Raw genomic sequence first — 14391 nt, 5'->3', positions numbered from 1 at the left:
CGCGCCGTAACCGCCGCTGATGCCAAGCTTCCTCGACTTCGAGAAACCGATCGCCGAACTCCAGGGCCGGATCGACGAACTCCGCGACACCGCCGCCGAAGGCAGCGTCGACCTCGCCACCGACATCGCCCGCTTGCAGGCTAAGTCCGACAAGCTGTTGAAGGACACGTTCGCGCGCCTGACCCCGTGGCAGAAGACGCAGGTCGCGCGCCATCCCGAGCGTCCGCACTTCAAGGATTACGTCGCCGCGCTGTTCGACGAGTTCGTACCGCTCGCCGGCGACCGCGCCTTCGGCGACGACCAGGCGATCATCGGTGGCTTCGCGACTTTCCGCGGGCGGAAGATCATGGTGCTCGGGCACGAGAAGGGCGACGACACCGCAAGCCGCCTCCGCCACAATTTCGGCATGGGCAAGCCCGAGGGCTATCGCAAAGCGATCCGCCTGATCGAACTCGCCAACCGATTCGGCCTGCCGATCATCACGTTGGTCGACACCTCTGGCGCATTCCCCGGCATCCAGGCGGAAGAGCGCGGCCAGGCCGAGGCGATCGCCCGTTCGACCGAAGCCTGCCTCAATGCCGGCGTGCCGATCGTTTCGGCGATCGTCGGCGAAGGTGGTTCGGGTGGCGCGGTCGCGCTGGCCGCGGGCAACCGCGTGCTGATGTTCGAACACGCGGTCTATTCGGTGATCAGCCCCGAAGGCTGCGCCTCGATCCTATGGCGCACTGCCGACAAGGCACCGGAGGCCGCCGAAGCGATGCGCATCACCGCGCAGGACCTGAAGTCGTTCGGCGTGATCGACGATATCGTGCCGGAGCCGTTGGGTGGCGCGCACCGCGACTGGGCGATGGCGATCGAGTCGCTCGGCAATGCGCTCTCCTCCGCGCTGAGCGAGCTAGCGCCGTTTACCCCAACCGAGCTTCGCAAGGACCGTCAGACCAAGTTCCTGAAAATGGGACGCCTGTAATTTTCACGTAAAGAGGGCGGCGGAACCGAGGTTCCGCCGCCCAACATTAGCTTGTCGATCGGTAGATCGTTAAGTGGCGGGGGTCGCGCTGCCCAAGCTGTTCGAGACGTTCTTGAACGTCTTGTTCAGGTTCGTGCCCAGCGTCGTCATCGTGGCGATGGCGGCAACGGCGATCAGCGCGGCGATCAGGCCGTACTCGATAGCGGTCGCGCCCTTGCTGTCCTTGAAAAACTTGCGAATCGTCTTCATTCCGGTCTCCATCGTTGGATTGCTTCAGTGTCACCCGGCTGCACCGGACGGACCGGATCAGCAGTTCGAGAAATACAAGTGGTGGGTTGAGAAAGGTTTAAGGCGGACGCGGATTCTTTTTCCTGGCGTCAGCGCACTTTCGTCACCTTGCTGCTCACATTGTTCCACATGCCAGTGGTCGAACCGGCAAGCGCCGTCAGGCCCGCGAACATGGCAACGACCACGAGAGCGACGATCAACCCGTATTCGATGGCCGTCGCCGCTCGCGGCTCGCGCAACGCGCGCACGATCGTTCGGGTGACTTCGCTCATTGCGTTACGTATCCGGCTCATGGCTGCTATTTATTCACGGGGGAATTAAGGAATGACCAACGATCCACCGGGTCGCAGCCGAGCGTCTTCGAACGACCTGATCTTGCCTGTCGTGGCGGCGGCGCTCGTCGATATCGAGGGGCGCGTCCTGCTCCAGCAGCGGCCCGAGGGCAAATCGCTCGCGGGCTTGTGGGAGTTTCCTGGCGGCAAGGTCGAGCCCGGCGAGACGCCGGAGGCAGCGCTGATTCGCGAGCTGGAGGAGGAGTTGGCGATTGCCGTGCCGCACGCCTGCCTTGCGCCTGCCGCCTTCGCCAGCGCCCCGCTCGGCGATCGTCACCTGCTGCTGTTGCTCTATATAACGCGTAAATGGAGTGGGGTGCCTCGCGCGATCGAGGCGACCGCGCTGCGGTGGGTCAGGCCGACGGACATGCATGCCCTGCCCATGCCGCCGGCCGATCGGCCGCTGATCGGTCTGCTCGACGCGCTGATCTGAGGACCAGGCGGGCACAGGCGCGCCCTGCATGCATCCGAACAGGGGGCCTGATGGTTGATGCAAGGGTATGTCGGCGCGCCGCTCAACCTTTGGCTCGTCACCATGGCGGGTCGGCATACTCCCTATTCAAATTTCGACTTGATCGGAGCGTCGAGCACGCGCATGGTCGGCGGTGCCGGTTACGTCCCCAAGACCGTATCCGGCTAGCCAGACTACGGCTCGCACGCGTTATTCCCTTTTCTCGCGCGAGCCGTTTCCGCTGTCACGAGGTAACAAGCTCTGGCGCTCAAATTTTTTTAGAATTTCAAGGCTCTTAGCCAGCGATGGGCGAAAAGGCTGTTCGTGGCCAAGGCCGCCAAACCCTCAAGCTGCAGGCGTTTTCTACGCAACCTCGGATAAAGAGGATGGAGGCCCGACCGGGAATCGAACCCGGGTGCGAGGATTTGCAGTCCTCTACGTCACCACTCCGCCATCGGGCCCCGATTGCGTGAAGGCGGCGCAAATGCGTGGTTTCTGCCCCGGCGTCAACGGCCGTGTGAAGATAGTTCGCACTTTTTTGGGGGAGGTTCGCAATCACGCCCGCGCCTCCAGCTTTTCACCGGCTCGTTTCGAGGCCTTGCGTTGCTCGATATACTTCATCGCCATCTGGTAGGTCCGATGCCCCAGGACGGCCGCGATCTCGGCGATCGTGCATCCAGCCTCTTCCAGTTGCGCGGCAGCAGCATATCGTAGGCCGTGCATGGTTCGATGCGGCATCTCCTCGATCGCGAGGATCGATCGTGCGAGCGCTTGGGAGAGGCTTCCAGCGGTGTAGGACTTGCCGACGATGCTGAGAGCCATCACGACCGCCTTCTTCCCCCCAGAGGCCTTCAGGCGGTCTAGGTGGTCGCGTAGGCGGGGATGGCAGTAGATATCCAGAAACTCGTCTGTCTTATCCTGTCGAACGCGGATGGTGTGACCCTTGTAGTCGTTCCACGTCATTGCCACCACATCCGAGGCACGTTGCCCGGTGTAGAGCGCCAGCAATACCGGCGTAGTGACATGCGAAGGGGCGTGAGCGAGGTACAGTTCGATTTCCTCGTCCGACCACGCTACGTAAGGATTGACCTTGTGCTTGAGCTTCTTAAGCCCCTTCACCGGGTTGAAGCCCTCCGGAACTAGCTCCGCCTCGTCGGCCCAACTGTAGAGCCGGCTAGTCATCTGCCGGATCTTGTCGGCCTTACGCGGCGTTGCCCGATACGAATCACGGACGGCCTTGATCATCTTCCTAGTCGTCAGCGCGAAGGGCTCTTCGCCAAGCTCTTCGATGATCAGCTCGCACGTCCCGGAATAGTCATCGCGGGTAGGTTCGGCGAGCGCGGCGAACTCGGCACTGGCGAGGTATTGCCGAACCAGCCACGTCCACGACGATCGCGACGGCGCGGCCTTTGGGGTGCTTTGAGCCATCGCCAACAGGACGGCGTACCGCGCATGAAACTCGGCATCACCGGGCGAACCGGGCAAAGGCACGTCCAGTTCGGCGCGGCGGAAACGCCAGTACCGGCCCTTTGCCAGATACGTGTATTTTAGGTTCTTACCCACGGTTTCGGCGACGCTCCAAGAACGCGCTCTCAACGTCCTTCGCGGCGCGCTTGCCTTCGGCCGGCGTCATCGGCTGGCCTGCAACGCGATCGGCGTATAGATCGAGTGAGCGTCGATCGTAGCGAACGCAGCGGCCTTGCTCGATCGGTACGATGCCGAACGAACGGAACGTGTTCTCGCTCACGCTCAAATATGCGGCGGCAAGGTTGATCGGCATCCAGCGAGGCCAGTCGGGGAGGGTTGCCCTGTCAGCCATCCTGGCGCCCCCCGAACCCCATCGCTGATGCCGAGCTTGCGGTCTTTCCGTATGGAAGGAGGCAATGGACGATCATCAGCCCGCATCCTCGACTGAGGCATATTCCAACGGGGCGGGCGCGCACGAATTGCGAGCACTGCTCATCTCGATTTCGAGTTCGCCGATCAGCCCTCCCCAAATGACCCCCTCGGTATGCAAAACAGGCGGTTTGGGACGATCGGCAGGGACGAAGCGCTCGACGTGTCCGTCGTCATAGACGATAGATGAAGCGCAGTCCCCACGGCCTACCCGGATCTCAGCTACCGATCCGGCGTTGGCCGCGTTCGACAGCAAGGCCTCAACGGCAGGGATAAAACCCCGAGCATGACGCGGTGGACCGTCGGCTTCGATTTCCAGCAATGCGAGACGTGCCAGGGCGATCCGGGGCCGAGCCGCTACCTCGCTTCCCGCGAGCGCAAGCAAGATCAACGTGACCTCGCGCGGGCCGATATCAGGCGCGGTCGCCCCACGGCCGGCGTTTGGGATGCGGCCATCCTCTCGCAGCCGTCGGCTAATCTGATCAAGAAGGGAAGGCGAGATGCCGAACGTGGCGAGCAGCCGTTCCATGTCACGTACGGTCATCACAATCTCCAAATCGCAGATTGTGCAATATAAGCAAATCGGAGAATTTGCAATATAGAGATTCATGCCATGCGCTCCAGCTGCCCGAGCACCTGCGCAACAATGCGATCACCTAGGTCCGAGCCATTCATCTCCAACGCGAGACGTAGCTTGTCAGCCAATCCCTGCCCGGTACGAGCCGGAACAAGGAGAAGCCGTTCTTCGGCGGCGTTTGAGCGGGCCAACCATGCTTTGTGGCCGGCTTCATCTTCGTCTTCGAGAATGCACTCGCTATCGATCTGCCGGCACAGCCGCACAGCGCGAACCGCCCCGTCTTCGTCGTAGATGCTGTCGAGCAGCGCTTTAATGGATTCGGTACGGCCTGGTGTGCCTAGTTCGCCGAGCATCATTCCGGCAGGGCCCTCCTGATCGGCGCGTGGCGTCAGCTGGAGCAGTCGATGTCCATCGAGCCGAGCGCCGCATCCGAGGCGTCCCCAGCGGTCGAGCCAGTCAGCAGGCGACCAAGGGCTCGCCGCAGCGGCAAGGGTTGGTAGGGCGGCGGTCGCCGTGATCGCGGCGACACCAACAAGGCCGAGCAAGGCGCGACGGCTTGGATTGGGAAATTAAGAAAAATTTTCCGGTGACGTGCCGGTGCACTCGCCGCTATGGGCGCTGGTAGCCTGTTGCATGGTCGATCTCCGTGCGATGGGTCAGAGCCGGGCGGTCGTTGGTAGCTTCCGTTCGGCTCACATCTCTGATAGCAAGGTTGTTGTGACTGATCAAGAAACTTTGCTACCAAGGAAACGTGGGCCGAAGCCGACCGGCCAAGGCACTCCAGTCATGGTTCGCCTCCAGCCTGCGCAGTTGAGTGCTCTCGATGCGTGGATTGAGGAGCAAAACGCTGGTCAATCTCGCCCCGAGGCTATTCGAGCAATCTTGAAAGATCGGCTTGGCGTCTGATCCTCATACCGTGACCACTGAAATTCAGGGTCCGGATGCCATGTGGCGCCTTCTGCCTAAGGCGATCAAAAATCTTCCAGGGCCAATCCGCTACCGTGCTGAGAACGCGCTCGACGGCTTCACGCGCGCAAAAGAGCTTTTACCGCTAGATCGGGAAATTGCCTCTTTCCGTGCGATCACGGCGGCCGAGGAGGCCGCTTCGGCCCTCATTCGCAGCCTTCAGCTGCGCAACTATCCTAATGCAGACAACATCGATTTGTGGAGGCATCCGCATAAAGCGGCAGTTTACTTTTTTCTGAATGCCGTCCGTCATGAAATTGCGCAGCATCGAGAAATAACTTTAACCGTGACGCTTTCTGCGGACCCGCCGAAAATAACTGTCGCTCTTCCTATCCGACAATTCGTCCAGCTGCCCCCGGATATGCAAAGCTATCAATTGGAGCTCGCTGAGCCACTGTGCATAATAGGATCTCGGCCCGGGATAGCCGACGACGACTATTTTGACGCTGCTGTGCGGAAAGTTGCCGGGTCGAGGAAGGTTGACAAGCTTATCGCGGCCGAGGCGAATGGCCGTAATCGCATCCTGTACGCGCACGATGCTGGTTTACCCGTTAGCCTTGCTACTCTTGAGGGCATTGAGCGGCGCGAGGGAGGGGCGAAACTCTGCATAATGCTCGCGATCGCCGTAATGCAGGTTGAACATCATCAAGGGATGGCCCTTCAATGCCTCCGCGGTTTTCTGAAAGTGATTGGGCGCGCAGACGCGCAACGTGCGCGACAATAACACGATGACTAGAGGTCGGGTCCGAACGTTAGCGGGGCTTCGTATACTTCTCTCTAATAGTATCGTAATCAATCACGTGATTGTTTTAGACCGAGCTATGAGGAAGCTCACGAAAGCCGCGCATGCGCCGAACATATAAACAGCATCGGCTCGATCAACATTGGGCTGTGCATTAAATACCATCGCATGCCGAATGCCTTTTTCGTCGCTTGAGTAATTGTATAGTGCTTCCAAGCCTCGTTTAAGATTTGGATTCATAGCATTTGCATTGGCTAGTTTTTTCAATGCGTCTGACAGTGTCTTAGCTGACGGGTCGATTACCTTCGCTACACTTTCTACTGCATGAATGCTCTCGCGTACGCCACCAGCCCAATCGCCCGATGATATCAGTTCTCCAGCGAGCCTGAGGTGGCTACGCGCCCCTCCAAACTCGCTTGCGGTAAGGACCTCGAACGCGTGCCTTACCGAAGTGCCTTCCTCGGGCGTCGCCGCTGGAAAGATAGTTGCATCCTCTATTGTGTAAGCCATGCGCGCCTCAGCGAACGAGCTTGCAAAATGGGGTTCCATAACCTTCATATTTTCGTCGCGCATAATGAAGGTTAAATAGTCAAATACTTCGTCGTACGGGCGATTAAGAATTAAAAACTTTGAATAGGCTGAAACCGTCTTTAAACGGCGATCATATTCATCCGATGGTAAAAGAAGTTTACGCACATGCCACCGTCGCATGACGGAATTCCATTCTGTCCCGATGACGGTGTCGTATCCGCTACTTTCATCTGCGTATGAACCGAACGGCAGCAAGAGATCGAACTTCTCCCAAAGCAATATCCTGGCCTCTCTTGAGAGGTCCTCTAATTGCAAAGGCTGCGGCAGTGGCTCTAGGCCTTGCGCTTGGCGGAAGGTGACGGCTCGGCGATCGATTTCTGACATTGTGGAATGAGACACGGCTTCAGCCTGGGCGTCAATCGTCGCTCGGTAGCAGGATCGCGGCCGACGAAAGGCTATGCGCTCTGCTAGAGGTGTGCCGGCTATTGAGCTAACGATGCATCGCGCAGTCGCCGGATCGCAGGGGAGATGCCTCCCCCGTACCCCGCTTCAAGGAGCGAGGCTAACTTCCACTTTTCGGTGGCATCTTGACAGTTGTATTCTCGAGTAGCTTGCTCATTTTGCGCTCTATGCGCCACGTAAGCCGAATAACTGCTACTGCCGATAATGAGGTTTTATGACTGATTTTCGAGAGATGGCCCGCGCAGCGAAGGCTAAGGCTGACGCAGACAAGGTAAAACTGGACGCCGATAAAGCTGCTGCGGATCAAGTTGAAATCGATAGGCTGGAAGTAGCGCGTGCATTCATCGTCACAAAGGTTGTCCCACTTTTAGATGATGCCAAGCGCGCTTTTGAATTAGAGGGTGTTGGTTGCGTTGTAGCACATCAGACCGGGTTTGCTATCAGCTACAGTGTAACAAATATCAAACCTGTCTACGTCGCCACATTCCAATGCTATGATCTCAGTATAGCCCATCCCGCTGAATATGATGGCACAAGAGGCGGTCAGGTAAGATTTGAGCATGACGGTAGCGATCTGAAAATAACGAGGGATTGGGAAAAGAACTATTCCCGTACCGGTGAGTTTCCAGATGCTGTGGTAGTTGGCGCCCAGGCCGCTCTGCAAAACTATCTTGAAGGCCGTAGTAAGTAGGACATTCCCATGTTTGACGTTGGTAGGCGCTATAAGATCACAACCGGCGTAGGCGAGAACGAAGGTTATTCGACCTTCGAGGTTGTCGCCTTTGAATTTCCGCTGCTGAAAGTAACGGCGAGAGGCCAAGAGACCGTTTTTAACACCTCGTCGCCGTCGTTCGTTCAGGCGCAAAGAGAAATGACAGCGGAAGAGGAAGAGGCCCGCTGGACGGATATGCCGGAATATCTGCGGCCGCAGGCACCGCCAGAGATTACAATTTAGCAGGCACTAAAAAGGGGACGTAGCGACCAGCAGCTACGTCCCCTTTTCGTTGTTTCACGGCGTTGTCCGATTGAACCCTATGCCTGCTTTGCAGTCGCCCCAGGCATCGGACTTTTCGCTATTGGCCGCGCCGTTGCAGCCTCGGAGATAGGGGCGAATTCGGTTACGCAGCCGGGTTGATCTTCAGCAGCTTGATGGCCTCCGAGTTCAGCACCGCCCCATGCACTCGCTTCCGGAAGTACCATTTGATGGTACCCTTCCGCGTGTACGGGTCGCGAAGAATATTAAGCTGTGTGCGGTCGCCAATGACGTATCCGCGCTGCCAGTTCCCGAACGCCAAGGGGAACGACCCGGCGGCGACGCTCGCCATGTGCTCGAACTCGATAACCGGATACCCGAGCAACTGGCCTGGCACGTCTTCCCGAAGCGACGGGATATAGATCGGCTTGCCGTCGCCGTCCGACATGCGCGCAACGTGCGAGATGAAGTCGGTCGACGCCAGCCAAGCCGTGCCGGGAGCTTGGCGATAACCAGCCTTAAGCGCGAAAACCATCGAAACGAGAAGCGGCAGAAGGTTCGTCAGATCCGGCGCACCGCCCGCAATGAACTGGATCGAGCCGAACGGTCGCGTTGCGTCCGCAATGGCTGTCGGCGCGACGCCGTCGGGGTTCAGGAAGCCGGCGGGCTTGTTGACGCCGTTGCCGGCGACGAAGGCCTGACTTTCCTGCTCCGCAATCGCGTCGACCACGTTCTCTTCGATAAAGCCTTCCAGATTGACGATGGCATCATCGACGAGTTCTTCGCTTGCGCTCGGCAAAGCGTAAACCGTGCCACCGGGCGGCGTGATGCCAACCAGCTGCGGCGTTGCGGTCTCATTGCGCTCGTCATCCTCGCCAACCCAGCCGGCCGTCGCACCGCGCTTGTTGATCGGAATCGTCGTCTTGCCGCTCGTGAAATTCACGATGCGAGCGACCCGCCGCATCGGGGATTGCCTGAGAACAAGGGCCTCGATCTGCGCCCTCAGAACTTCCGGCACGAGGATTCCGCCATCGGACTCGCCGGACTCGCGCATAGCGGCCGTAACCCTCCCACGAAGGACCGACGCGACAATCTCGCGCTCTTCAGCCGGGATGTTCAACCGCGGGCCGATCGTCGCAGCGGCGGTCAAGTCGGGGCCCTGCTCGCTGGCAAAGGCAGGGCCGCGCCGTCCGGCAACGGAGCCGGTCGAACGCTTCCCCAGGGCGGCGACCGCGTCCGCGATCGTCGTAATCTGGCCTTCGAACCCTTCCAGTGCTTGGTCGACGCTGGCGGTGTGCTGACGCAACAGGTCTTCGATCTCGCTCATTTTACTTGCTCCTGTGGAAACGGCTCAGCGAACCGGAAGCGGCGCTGAGAATTTGTTGAATTTCGGATGTGTCGGGCTCGGCCGTCGCGTCGATCGCGCGCCACGCGGCTGTTGCTGCTGCTTTGGCCTTGCGGCTGGACACGTTAGCCTGACGAAAGATGTCTTCGATATCGCGGGCGCTTCTGAGCGATGCGACCGTCAACACGAGAGAGTCGGGATCGGCCGGAACGGTCACGAGGCTGACCTCGGTTAGATCGGCTTGCGTGTACCGACGAAAGCGGGTGCCGCCTTCGCCTCGCTCGTCGACATATTTGAGGTTTGGGCCGGGGTTTAAGCCGATCGACAGCCCGCTTAGCGCGCCGGCCTTCAAGAGGTTGTATGCCTCCCCGCCATCTTGGGTGTCGCGTGCTAGTTTGCCGGCGACATAAAGACCCTCAGCGCGAGGCTCCATGTGCGTCCAACGACCTATCGGCCGCTTGTGATCGTGATGCAGCAACATTGCGGGCATCGACCCGCGAGCGCGGTGCTCCGCGAGCGATTTCGCAAAAGCGCCGGGATCGGTCGTGAACCCGTTGCGATTGACAGCCCAAGTCGCGCCGATGCCTGAAACGACCCCGGTTTCTTCGATGCTTGCGATGGAAAGGTGTGCGTGGAAAATTGTCATGCGCTCAGTCCGATAGCTCGCCCCGAAGGACGTTGATTAAGCCATCGCCGGGCGCGCATCTCACGCGGTAAGCGGTGTGTCGCCGTGCATCTCACACGGGCAACGATGGCGTTGGTAGCAGCACCAAAAAGTAAATGCAACAATATCATTTTCCTCTCGCGGCGGCGCTATCTAGCGCGTCCATCCGCTCAAGGCGGTCGGCTTCGGCTCGCAGGACGATCGGAAGCGACGCTCCGGAGCCAAAGCGGCAATGCACGTGCACGGCACATGCATTGATTGCGGCAACGATCAGGGCTGGCTCGACGGCGACCAGGTGTTGCGCTCGCGCGATCACAAGGAGGATTTCTTCGGCTAGGATTTGCGCGACGTTCGTCGGATAATCGACAGGCTTATTGTCCAACATGGTTGGTACTCCCTTTGAATAGGTCGGGTTGAGTTTCGTCCGCTCTGCGCCAGAGACCCCGCCCGTCGCGCCAGTGAGCTCGAACGAATGCGACAGCAGCGCCCAAGTCGACTTCGTAGGCGCGGCCGACACCGCCGCTTTTGACCAGCGGGAAGTCAGTGTGCCGCTCGATCAGCTTCCGGATTGTGCGAGGCGAGGGCATGCCGGGGAGGGCAGACAGGGCCTCGATCGTCGTGCCCTTGCGCGCGGCGTGGCGCAGATCGCCGCTGCGACCATCAGACCAGACGCTCGCGACGAACTCAGCCGCTGGCCCCAGTTCGAGAATGAACCGCGAGCCTGAACGCCCGACGATTGGGAAAGCCGGGTGCGAGCGAAGGACGCGGCCCAAGGTGCGAGCGCACGGCATGCCCGCAACCCTCGCTAGGTCGGCAAGGCTTCCAGTTTTTGGCGCCAAGTCGGGCTTAGAGACCGCCCCAATAAAAAAACATTCGGCCATTTGTGCGCCGATTTTTTCGTTGCTGACCACCGGTCTTTCGGCCGAGCCCTCCCGACTTTGACCCACCCCCCCTCGGGTCGGCCTGCCGCGATCGGTCGGCTTGTCGCCTCGGGTGGCACGACATGGCCTTCGGCGCGGATCATCGGTCGAACAGCCCTAGGATGCGCTGTGCGGCCTCCGCAGGGTTCGCGCGCTCGCCATCCGCTACGATCGCGTGGCGAAGGTCGAGCAGTGCCGCGAGCGCCACGTCGAGCTTAACCAGTAGCGCGCTCGATCCAGCGGCTACCGGTTGTGCAGTTCCTCGAAACGGGTTCGGCAGGTTGTCCGCGATATCCGGATATAACGTGGCTAGACCGGCATCGATGTAATGAACGCCGTTGCTTTGAATGCGGCGATGCCCGGCTAGCTCCATCTGCCGGCGAAGCGCACTGAACGTCATGGTCGGCTCGCCGTTCAGGCTAGCCCATGCGTGGTACGCATCGCTTAGGTCACGGGCGCGGATGCGAGCGCCACCTACGTTGCGCACCGACGAACGGTAGAAGCGCTCGAACGAAGAGGCGAGGGTGAGTGGAAGGGGACGCCCTTCCAGTGGGAAGTCGTGAGACATGGATGCACCTTCCATTTCAGTGAGCCAAAGTACGGCAAAAAACGGCGCAAATCCGCCGTTTCTTGGTCGAGTAGTTGCTAAGAGATTTGATTATGGAAGGAGTGGAATGATAATTTAGGGTAGTCTCGTACACATGCGCGGGCGCGCATGTGTACGAGGGGACCACGGAAACCTATTCCACCCCTTCCAAAGCCCCGGAAAACAGCCGTTTTCGTGGTTCCAAACGTACTTCCAAGCGGAAGTAGCCGTACTTCCATTTTCTCACCGGGTCCGGGTGCAAACGCCGACTTCAGCACGGAAGTAAACGGGCGCTTCCCCATCGGCCGGGGTGCGGGGCGGGCAGTCACGGCACGGCAAAAGCAAGCAAACAGGGGGCGCAATAGTTCGCACTCGACCTGTAAGTCATTGATTTTGGGTGAGCCGTAAACCGGCTGAAGATTGCGAACTACCGCAGTCCTGTGCGACTTTGGCGAGGATTTGCAGTCCTCTACGTCACCACTCCGCCATCGGGCCCCGATTGCGTGAAGGCGGCGCAAATGCTTCGTTTTTGGCACGCGGTCAACCGGCAGTTGCGATCGGATGTGGAATAATCTTGTCGAGCGATCCGCGCGGTTCGTGAGCGCCATCCTCCACGTCGGGATCGGAGGTATCGAGACTCGCACCGGAATGGTTCTTTGCCTACAGTGCGGCGGAACAGCATAACGGCTTGGGGGCGGGGCGTTTGACGATGGACAGGCTAGCGGGCGGCACGAATACGGCCGGTGTCGACGATGCGGTGTTCGATATGCCGCAGGGCATGGCGATCCGGTATGACCGCCCGGCCGCGGCGCTCGCGGATTACATCACCGGCTATCACGTCTACCGATCGATCGACGCGAGTGCGGCAGGGCAGGTCGACTGGTTCCTGCCTGCGACCGCGAACGTGCGGATCGCGATCGATGCGGGGCCGATCGCCGTGACGATCGGGCGACGGACCTACGATCCCCTACCGCCTGCCAGCCTGTTCGGCCCGACCAGCCAGGCGCTGAAGGCGACGACGCACGGCGGCACGATGATCGGTTTCGGGATCAGCGCACTCGGCTGGGCGCGGCTGTTCAACCGTCCGGCGGGAGACTATCGCAACCGGATCGTGCCGTTGCAGGACGTGCTGGGCCATGGTTTCACCCGCCGCCTCGTCGCTGCGTTGCAGGAGGCGCCTAGCGACGCCGAGATCGCGCCCATCCTCGATACGCTGCTGCTTGCGCGACTCGGTACACCACATGCCGACGCGCCGCAGATCCGGCAATTGATGGAGATCCTGGCGACCGACGGGCCCACCGACATCGTGTCCGTCGCGCATCAGCTCGATATCCCGACGCACGGCCTGCGGCGATTGTCGGTCCGGCATTTCGGGTTCCCACCCAAGATGTTGTTGATGCGTGCGCGGTTCCTGCGCTCGTTCGTGCGGTTCATGGCGGCTGGTGCCGATGCCGACTACACCCGGATCGACGGCAGCTATTTCGACGCATCGCATTTCCTGCGCGATTCGGGCACGTTTCTCGGCATGACGCCGCGCCGTTTCATGGCTCTGACCAAGCCCTTCCTCGACGCGAGCCTGCGCGCCCGCGCTGCCGTGCTGGGATCGCCGACTCAGGTGCTGCACGACATCGAGACGGCGCCGGCGCGCAACGCGGCGTCCCGCGAATCGGTGAGGACGTCTGCGTCGCGGCCGGTCATTTCCGGCGACGGTCCCGCAATAGGGTGCTAGGGCCGCGGGCAGAGGTGTTGCCGGGGATTTCCACGTGCACCCTCGGCGCCCCGTTCGCGGCATTTCGGTGTCACACGGGCGGGCGGGGCGTCTTCCCCGCACTGGCACGCGCGACCACAGCTATCGAAACCGGCCAACCGGCGCTTGGCGTTGCGGCAACCCCGCGATATCACGCCGCGCGATCGGTCGACGCGAAACTAGTGTATTGCGTGGCTAAAACAGTTGTGCGACAGGATAGGCCATGACGACGACAATTCTCGATACTCCCGCTCTCGAAACCGGCACCCTGCGCACCGACGGCGGCACATCGGTCTCGTTCGAGACGATGCGTCACGCGATGGTGGCGAGCCAATTGCGGACCAACGCGGTCAGCGATCAGCGCGTCGTCGCGGCGATGGCACGCGTCCCCCGCGAAGAGTTCCTGCCCGCCGACGTTCGTGCACTGGCCTACCGCGACACCGCCATTCCGCTTGGTGGCGGTCGTTACGCCAATCTGCCGATGGCAACCGGGCGTCTTCTGACCGAAGCGTATCTGACCGCGACCGACAGGGTCCTGCTGATCGGCGCGGCGACCGGCTACACCGCCGCGGTGCTCGCCGAGATCGTCGGATCGGTGGTCGCGGTCGAGAGTGATCCGGCCTTGCTCGCGGTGGCGCACGCCGCGCTTGCCGGGATCGGCAATGTCGATCTCGTCGAAGCACCGATGCAGGACGGCCATGCCGCCAGCGCGCCCTATGATGTGCTGATCGTCGACGGCGCGATCGAGACCGTGCCCGACGCGCTGATCGCGCAGGTCCGCTCGGGCGGCCGTGTCGTCACGGGAATCGCGGAGCGCGGGCTGACCCGGCTGGCGTCGGGCCGCAAGACCGACGGCGGCTTTGCGCTGGCGGCGTTCGTCGATGTCGAATGCGTCGGCCTGCCGGGCTTCGACGCGCCCAAACCCTTCAAGTTCTGAGCCACAT

General features: G+C 60.8%; 18 protein-coding genes and 1 tRNA gene. 7 read left to right on the top strand and 12 right to left on the bottom strand.

The window, feature by feature from the left end; genetic code table 11:
* The first annotated feature begins 19 nt into the window (after positions 1-19).
* Entirely contained in the window at positions 20-967 is a 948-nt protein-coding gene (locus IFT67_RS14440) for an acetyl-CoA carboxylase carboxyltransferase subunit alpha (RefSeq protein WP_192238909.1), read from the top strand.
* A 69-nt stretch (positions 968-1036) separates the two neighbouring features.
* Here the strand turns inward: IFT67_RS14440 and IFT67_RS14435 are convergent, their stop codons facing one another.
* Positions 1037-1216 (bottom strand): Flp family type IVb pilin, encoded by a 180-nt coding sequence (locus IFT67_RS14435; protein WP_192238908.1) that lies wholly within the window; start codon positions 1214-1216, stop codon positions 1037-1039.
* 128 nt (positions 1217-1344) lie between these two features.
* Entirely contained in the window at positions 1345-1527 is a 183-nt protein-coding gene (locus IFT67_RS14430) for a Flp family type IVb pilin (RefSeq protein WP_107962853.1), read from the bottom strand.
* A gap of 52 nt (positions 1528-1579) precedes the next feature.
* On the opposite strand from IFT67_RS14430, the gene IFT67_RS14425 reads away from it, so the two are divergent.
* A complete protein-coding gene (locus IFT67_RS14425; RefSeq protein ID WP_192238907.1) occupies positions 1580-2020 on the top strand; it encodes a (deoxy)nucleoside triphosphate pyrophosphohydrolase in 441 nt (146 codons plus the stop codon).
* A 405-nt stretch (positions 2021-2425) separates the two neighbouring features.
* Here the strand turns inward: IFT67_RS14425 and IFT67_RS14420 are convergent.
* The 5 genes from IFT67_RS14420 to IFT67_RS14400 all read right to left on the bottom strand — a co-directional run bounded on the left by IFT67_RS14420 (position 2426) and on the right by IFT67_RS14400 (position 4867).
* Positions 2426-2499 (bottom strand) — tRNA-Cys (locus tag IFT67_RS14420).
* Positions 2500-2593: 94 nt separating this feature from the next.
* Complete coding sequence (locus tag IFT67_RS20935; protein ID WP_192238906.1) at positions 2594-3601, bottom strand: tyrosine-type recombinase/integrase; 1008 nt, start codon at positions 3599-3601, stop codon at positions 2594-2596.
* Positions 3594-3857 carry a hypothetical protein gene (locus IFT67_RS14410; RefSeq protein ID WP_192238905.1) on the bottom strand — a complete coding sequence of 88 codons (264 nt, stop codon included), beginning with the start codon at positions 3855-3857 and terminating at the stop codon, positions 3594-3596. The genes IFT67_RS20935 and IFT67_RS14410 overlap by 8 nt, the downstream gene beginning before the upstream one ends.
* Before the next feature lie 75 nt (positions 3858-3932).
* Positions 3933-4544, bottom strand: a complete 612-nt coding sequence (locus IFT67_RS14405; protein ID WP_206757933.1) for a hypothetical protein — start codon at positions 4542-4544, stop codon at positions 3933-3935.
* Complete coding sequence (locus tag IFT67_RS14400; RefSeq protein ID WP_192238903.1) at positions 4541-4867, bottom strand: hypothetical protein; 327 nt, start codon at positions 4865-4867, stop codon at positions 4541-4543. Before IFT67_RS14400 ends, IFT67_RS14405 begins: the two co-directional genes overlap by 4 nt.
* A gap of 560 nt (positions 4868-5427) precedes the next feature.
* On the opposite strand from IFT67_RS14400, the gene IFT67_RS14395 reads away from it, so the two are divergent.
* A complete protein-coding gene (locus IFT67_RS14395; RefSeq protein WP_192238902.1) occupies positions 5428-6201 on the top strand; it encodes a hypothetical protein in 774 nt (257 codons plus the stop codon).
* 72 nt (positions 6202-6273) lie between these two features.
* On the opposite strand, the gene IFT67_RS14390 is transcribed toward IFT67_RS14395, so the two are convergent.
* Positions 6274-7134, bottom strand: coding sequence for an AbiJ-NTD4 domain-containing protein (locus IFT67_RS14390; RefSeq protein WP_192238901.1), 861 nt, complete (start codon positions 7132-7134; stop codon positions 6274-6276).
* A gap of 292 nt (positions 7135-7426) precedes the next feature.
* Here IFT67_RS14390 and IFT67_RS14385 point away from each other — a divergent pair, with 292 nt between their 5' ends.
* Positions 7427-7903, top strand: coding sequence for a hypothetical protein (locus tag IFT67_RS14385; protein WP_192238900.1), 477 nt, complete (start codon positions 7427-7429; stop codon positions 7901-7903).
* 9 nt (positions 7904-7912) lie between these two features.
* Positions 7913-8167, top strand: a complete 255-nt coding sequence (locus tag IFT67_RS14380) for a hypothetical protein (protein ID WP_192238899.1) — start codon at positions 7913-7915, stop codon at positions 8165-8167.
* Positions 8168-8330: 163 nt separating this feature from the next.
* On the opposite strand, the gene IFT67_RS14375 is transcribed toward IFT67_RS14380, so the two are convergent.
* The 4 genes from IFT67_RS14375 to IFT67_RS20475 form a co-directional block, all read right to left on the bottom strand.
* Entirely contained in the window at positions 8331-9512 is a 1182-nt protein-coding gene (locus tag IFT67_RS14375; RefSeq protein WP_192238898.1) for a phage major capsid protein, read from the bottom strand.
* A gap of 1 nt (position 9513) precedes the next feature.
* Entirely contained in the window at positions 9514-10176 is a 663-nt protein-coding gene (locus IFT67_RS14370) for an HK97 family phage prohead protease (RefSeq protein WP_192238897.1), read from the bottom strand.
* Between the two features lie 145 nt (positions 10177-10321).
* A complete protein-coding gene (locus tag IFT67_RS14365) occupies positions 10322-10579 on the bottom strand; it encodes a hypothetical protein (protein ID WP_192238896.1) in 258 nt (85 codons plus the stop codon).
* A 635-nt stretch (positions 10580-11214) separates the two neighbouring features.
* On the bottom strand, positions 11215-11682 hold the full coding sequence (locus tag IFT67_RS20475) for a hypothetical protein (protein WP_206757932.1): 468 nt from the start codon (positions 11680-11682) through the stop codon (positions 11215-11217).
* A 727-nt stretch (positions 11683-12409) separates the two neighbouring features.
* Here IFT67_RS20475 and IFT67_RS14355 point away from each other — a divergent pair.
* Together IFT67_RS14355 and IFT67_RS14350 are read left to right on the top strand one after the other, a co-directional pair.
* Positions 12410-13429, top strand: a complete 1020-nt coding sequence (locus IFT67_RS14355) for a helix-turn-helix domain-containing protein (protein WP_192238894.1) — start codon at positions 12410-12412, stop codon at positions 13427-13429.
* Positions 13430-13670: 241 nt separating this feature from the next.
* Positions 13671-14384 carry a protein-L-isoaspartate O-methyltransferase family protein gene (locus IFT67_RS14350; RefSeq protein WP_192238893.1) on the top strand — a complete coding sequence of 238 codons (714 nt, stop codon included), beginning with the start codon at positions 13671-13673 and terminating at the stop codon, positions 14382-14384.
* Positions 14385-14391 lie beyond the last annotated feature (7 nt).

Origin of the sequence: Sphingomonas sp. CFBP 13728, assembly GCF_014841895.1 — a bacterium.
Lineage (GTDB): Bacteria > Pseudomonadota > Alphaproteobacteria > Sphingomonadales > Sphingomonadaceae > Sphingomonas.
The sequence above is the reverse complement of the archived record's forward strand: the minus strand, read 5'-3'. Positions and strand labels throughout refer to the sequence as shown.

What these genes read in the sequence shown, in the direction of transcription:
- IFT67_RS14370 (WP_192238897.1), bottom strand. Translation starts at nt 10,176, where the DNA reads ATGACAATTTTCCACGCACACCTTTCCATCGCAAGCATCGAAGAAACC.
- IFT67_RS20475 (WP_206757932.1), bottom strand. Translation starts at nt 11,682, where the DNA reads ATGTCTCACGACTTCCCACTGGAAGGGCGTCCCCTTCCACTCACCCTC.
- IFT67_RS14430 (WP_107962853.1), bottom strand. Translation starts at nt 1,527, where the DNA reads ATGAGCGAAGTCACCCGAACGATCGTGCGCGCGTTGCGCGAGCCGCGA.
- IFT67_RS14400 (WP_192238903.1), bottom strand. Translation starts at nt 4,867, where the DNA reads ATGATGCTCGGCGAACTAGGCACACCAGGCCGTACCGAATCCATTAAA.
- IFT67_RS14355 (WP_192238894.1), top strand. Translation starts at nt 12,410, where the DNA reads ATGGACAGGCTAGCGGGCGGCACGAATACGGCCGGTGTCGACGATGCG.
- IFT67_RS14440 (WP_192238909.1), top strand. Translation starts at nt 20, where the DNA reads ATGCCAAGCTTCCTCGACTTCGAGAAACCGATCGCCGAACTCCAGGGC.
- IFT67_RS14375 (WP_192238898.1), bottom strand. Translation starts at nt 9,512, where the DNA reads ATGAGCGAGATCGAAGACCTGTTGCGTCAGCACACCGCCAGCGTCGAC.
- IFT67_RS14410 (WP_192238905.1), bottom strand. Translation starts at nt 3,857, where the DNA reads ATGGCTGACAGGGCAACCCTCCCCGACTGGCCTCGCTGGATGCCGATC.
- IFT67_RS14350 (WP_192238893.1), top strand. Translation starts at nt 13,671, where the DNA reads ATGACGACGACAATTCTCGATACTCCCGCTCTCGAAACCGGCACCCTG.
- IFT67_RS14385 (WP_192238900.1), top strand. Translation starts at nt 7,427, where the DNA reads ATGACTGATTTTCGAGAGATGGCCCGCGCAGCGAAGGCTAAGGCTGAC.
- IFT67_RS14380 (WP_192238899.1), top strand. Translation starts at nt 7,913, where the DNA reads ATGTTTGACGTTGGTAGGCGCTATAAGATCACAACCGGCGTAGGCGAG.
- IFT67_RS14390 (WP_192238901.1), bottom strand. Translation starts at nt 7,134, where the DNA reads ATGTCAGAAATCGATCGCCGAGCCGTCACCTTCCGCCAAGCGCAAGGC.
- IFT67_RS14435 (WP_192238908.1), bottom strand. Translation starts at nt 1,216, where the DNA reads ATGAAGACGATTCGCAAGTTTTTCAAGGACAGCAAGGGCGCGACCGCT.
- IFT67_RS14405 (WP_206757933.1), bottom strand. Translation starts at nt 4,544, where the DNA reads ATGAATCTCTATATTGCAAATTCTCCGATTTGCTTATATTGCACAATC.
- IFT67_RS14425 (WP_192238907.1), top strand. Translation starts at nt 1,580, where the DNA reads ATGACCAACGATCCACCGGGTCGCAGCCGAGCGTCTTCGAACGACCTG.
- IFT67_RS14365 (WP_192238896.1), bottom strand. Translation starts at nt 10,579, where the DNA reads ATGTTGGACAATAAGCCTGTCGATTATCCGACGAACGTCGCGCAAATC.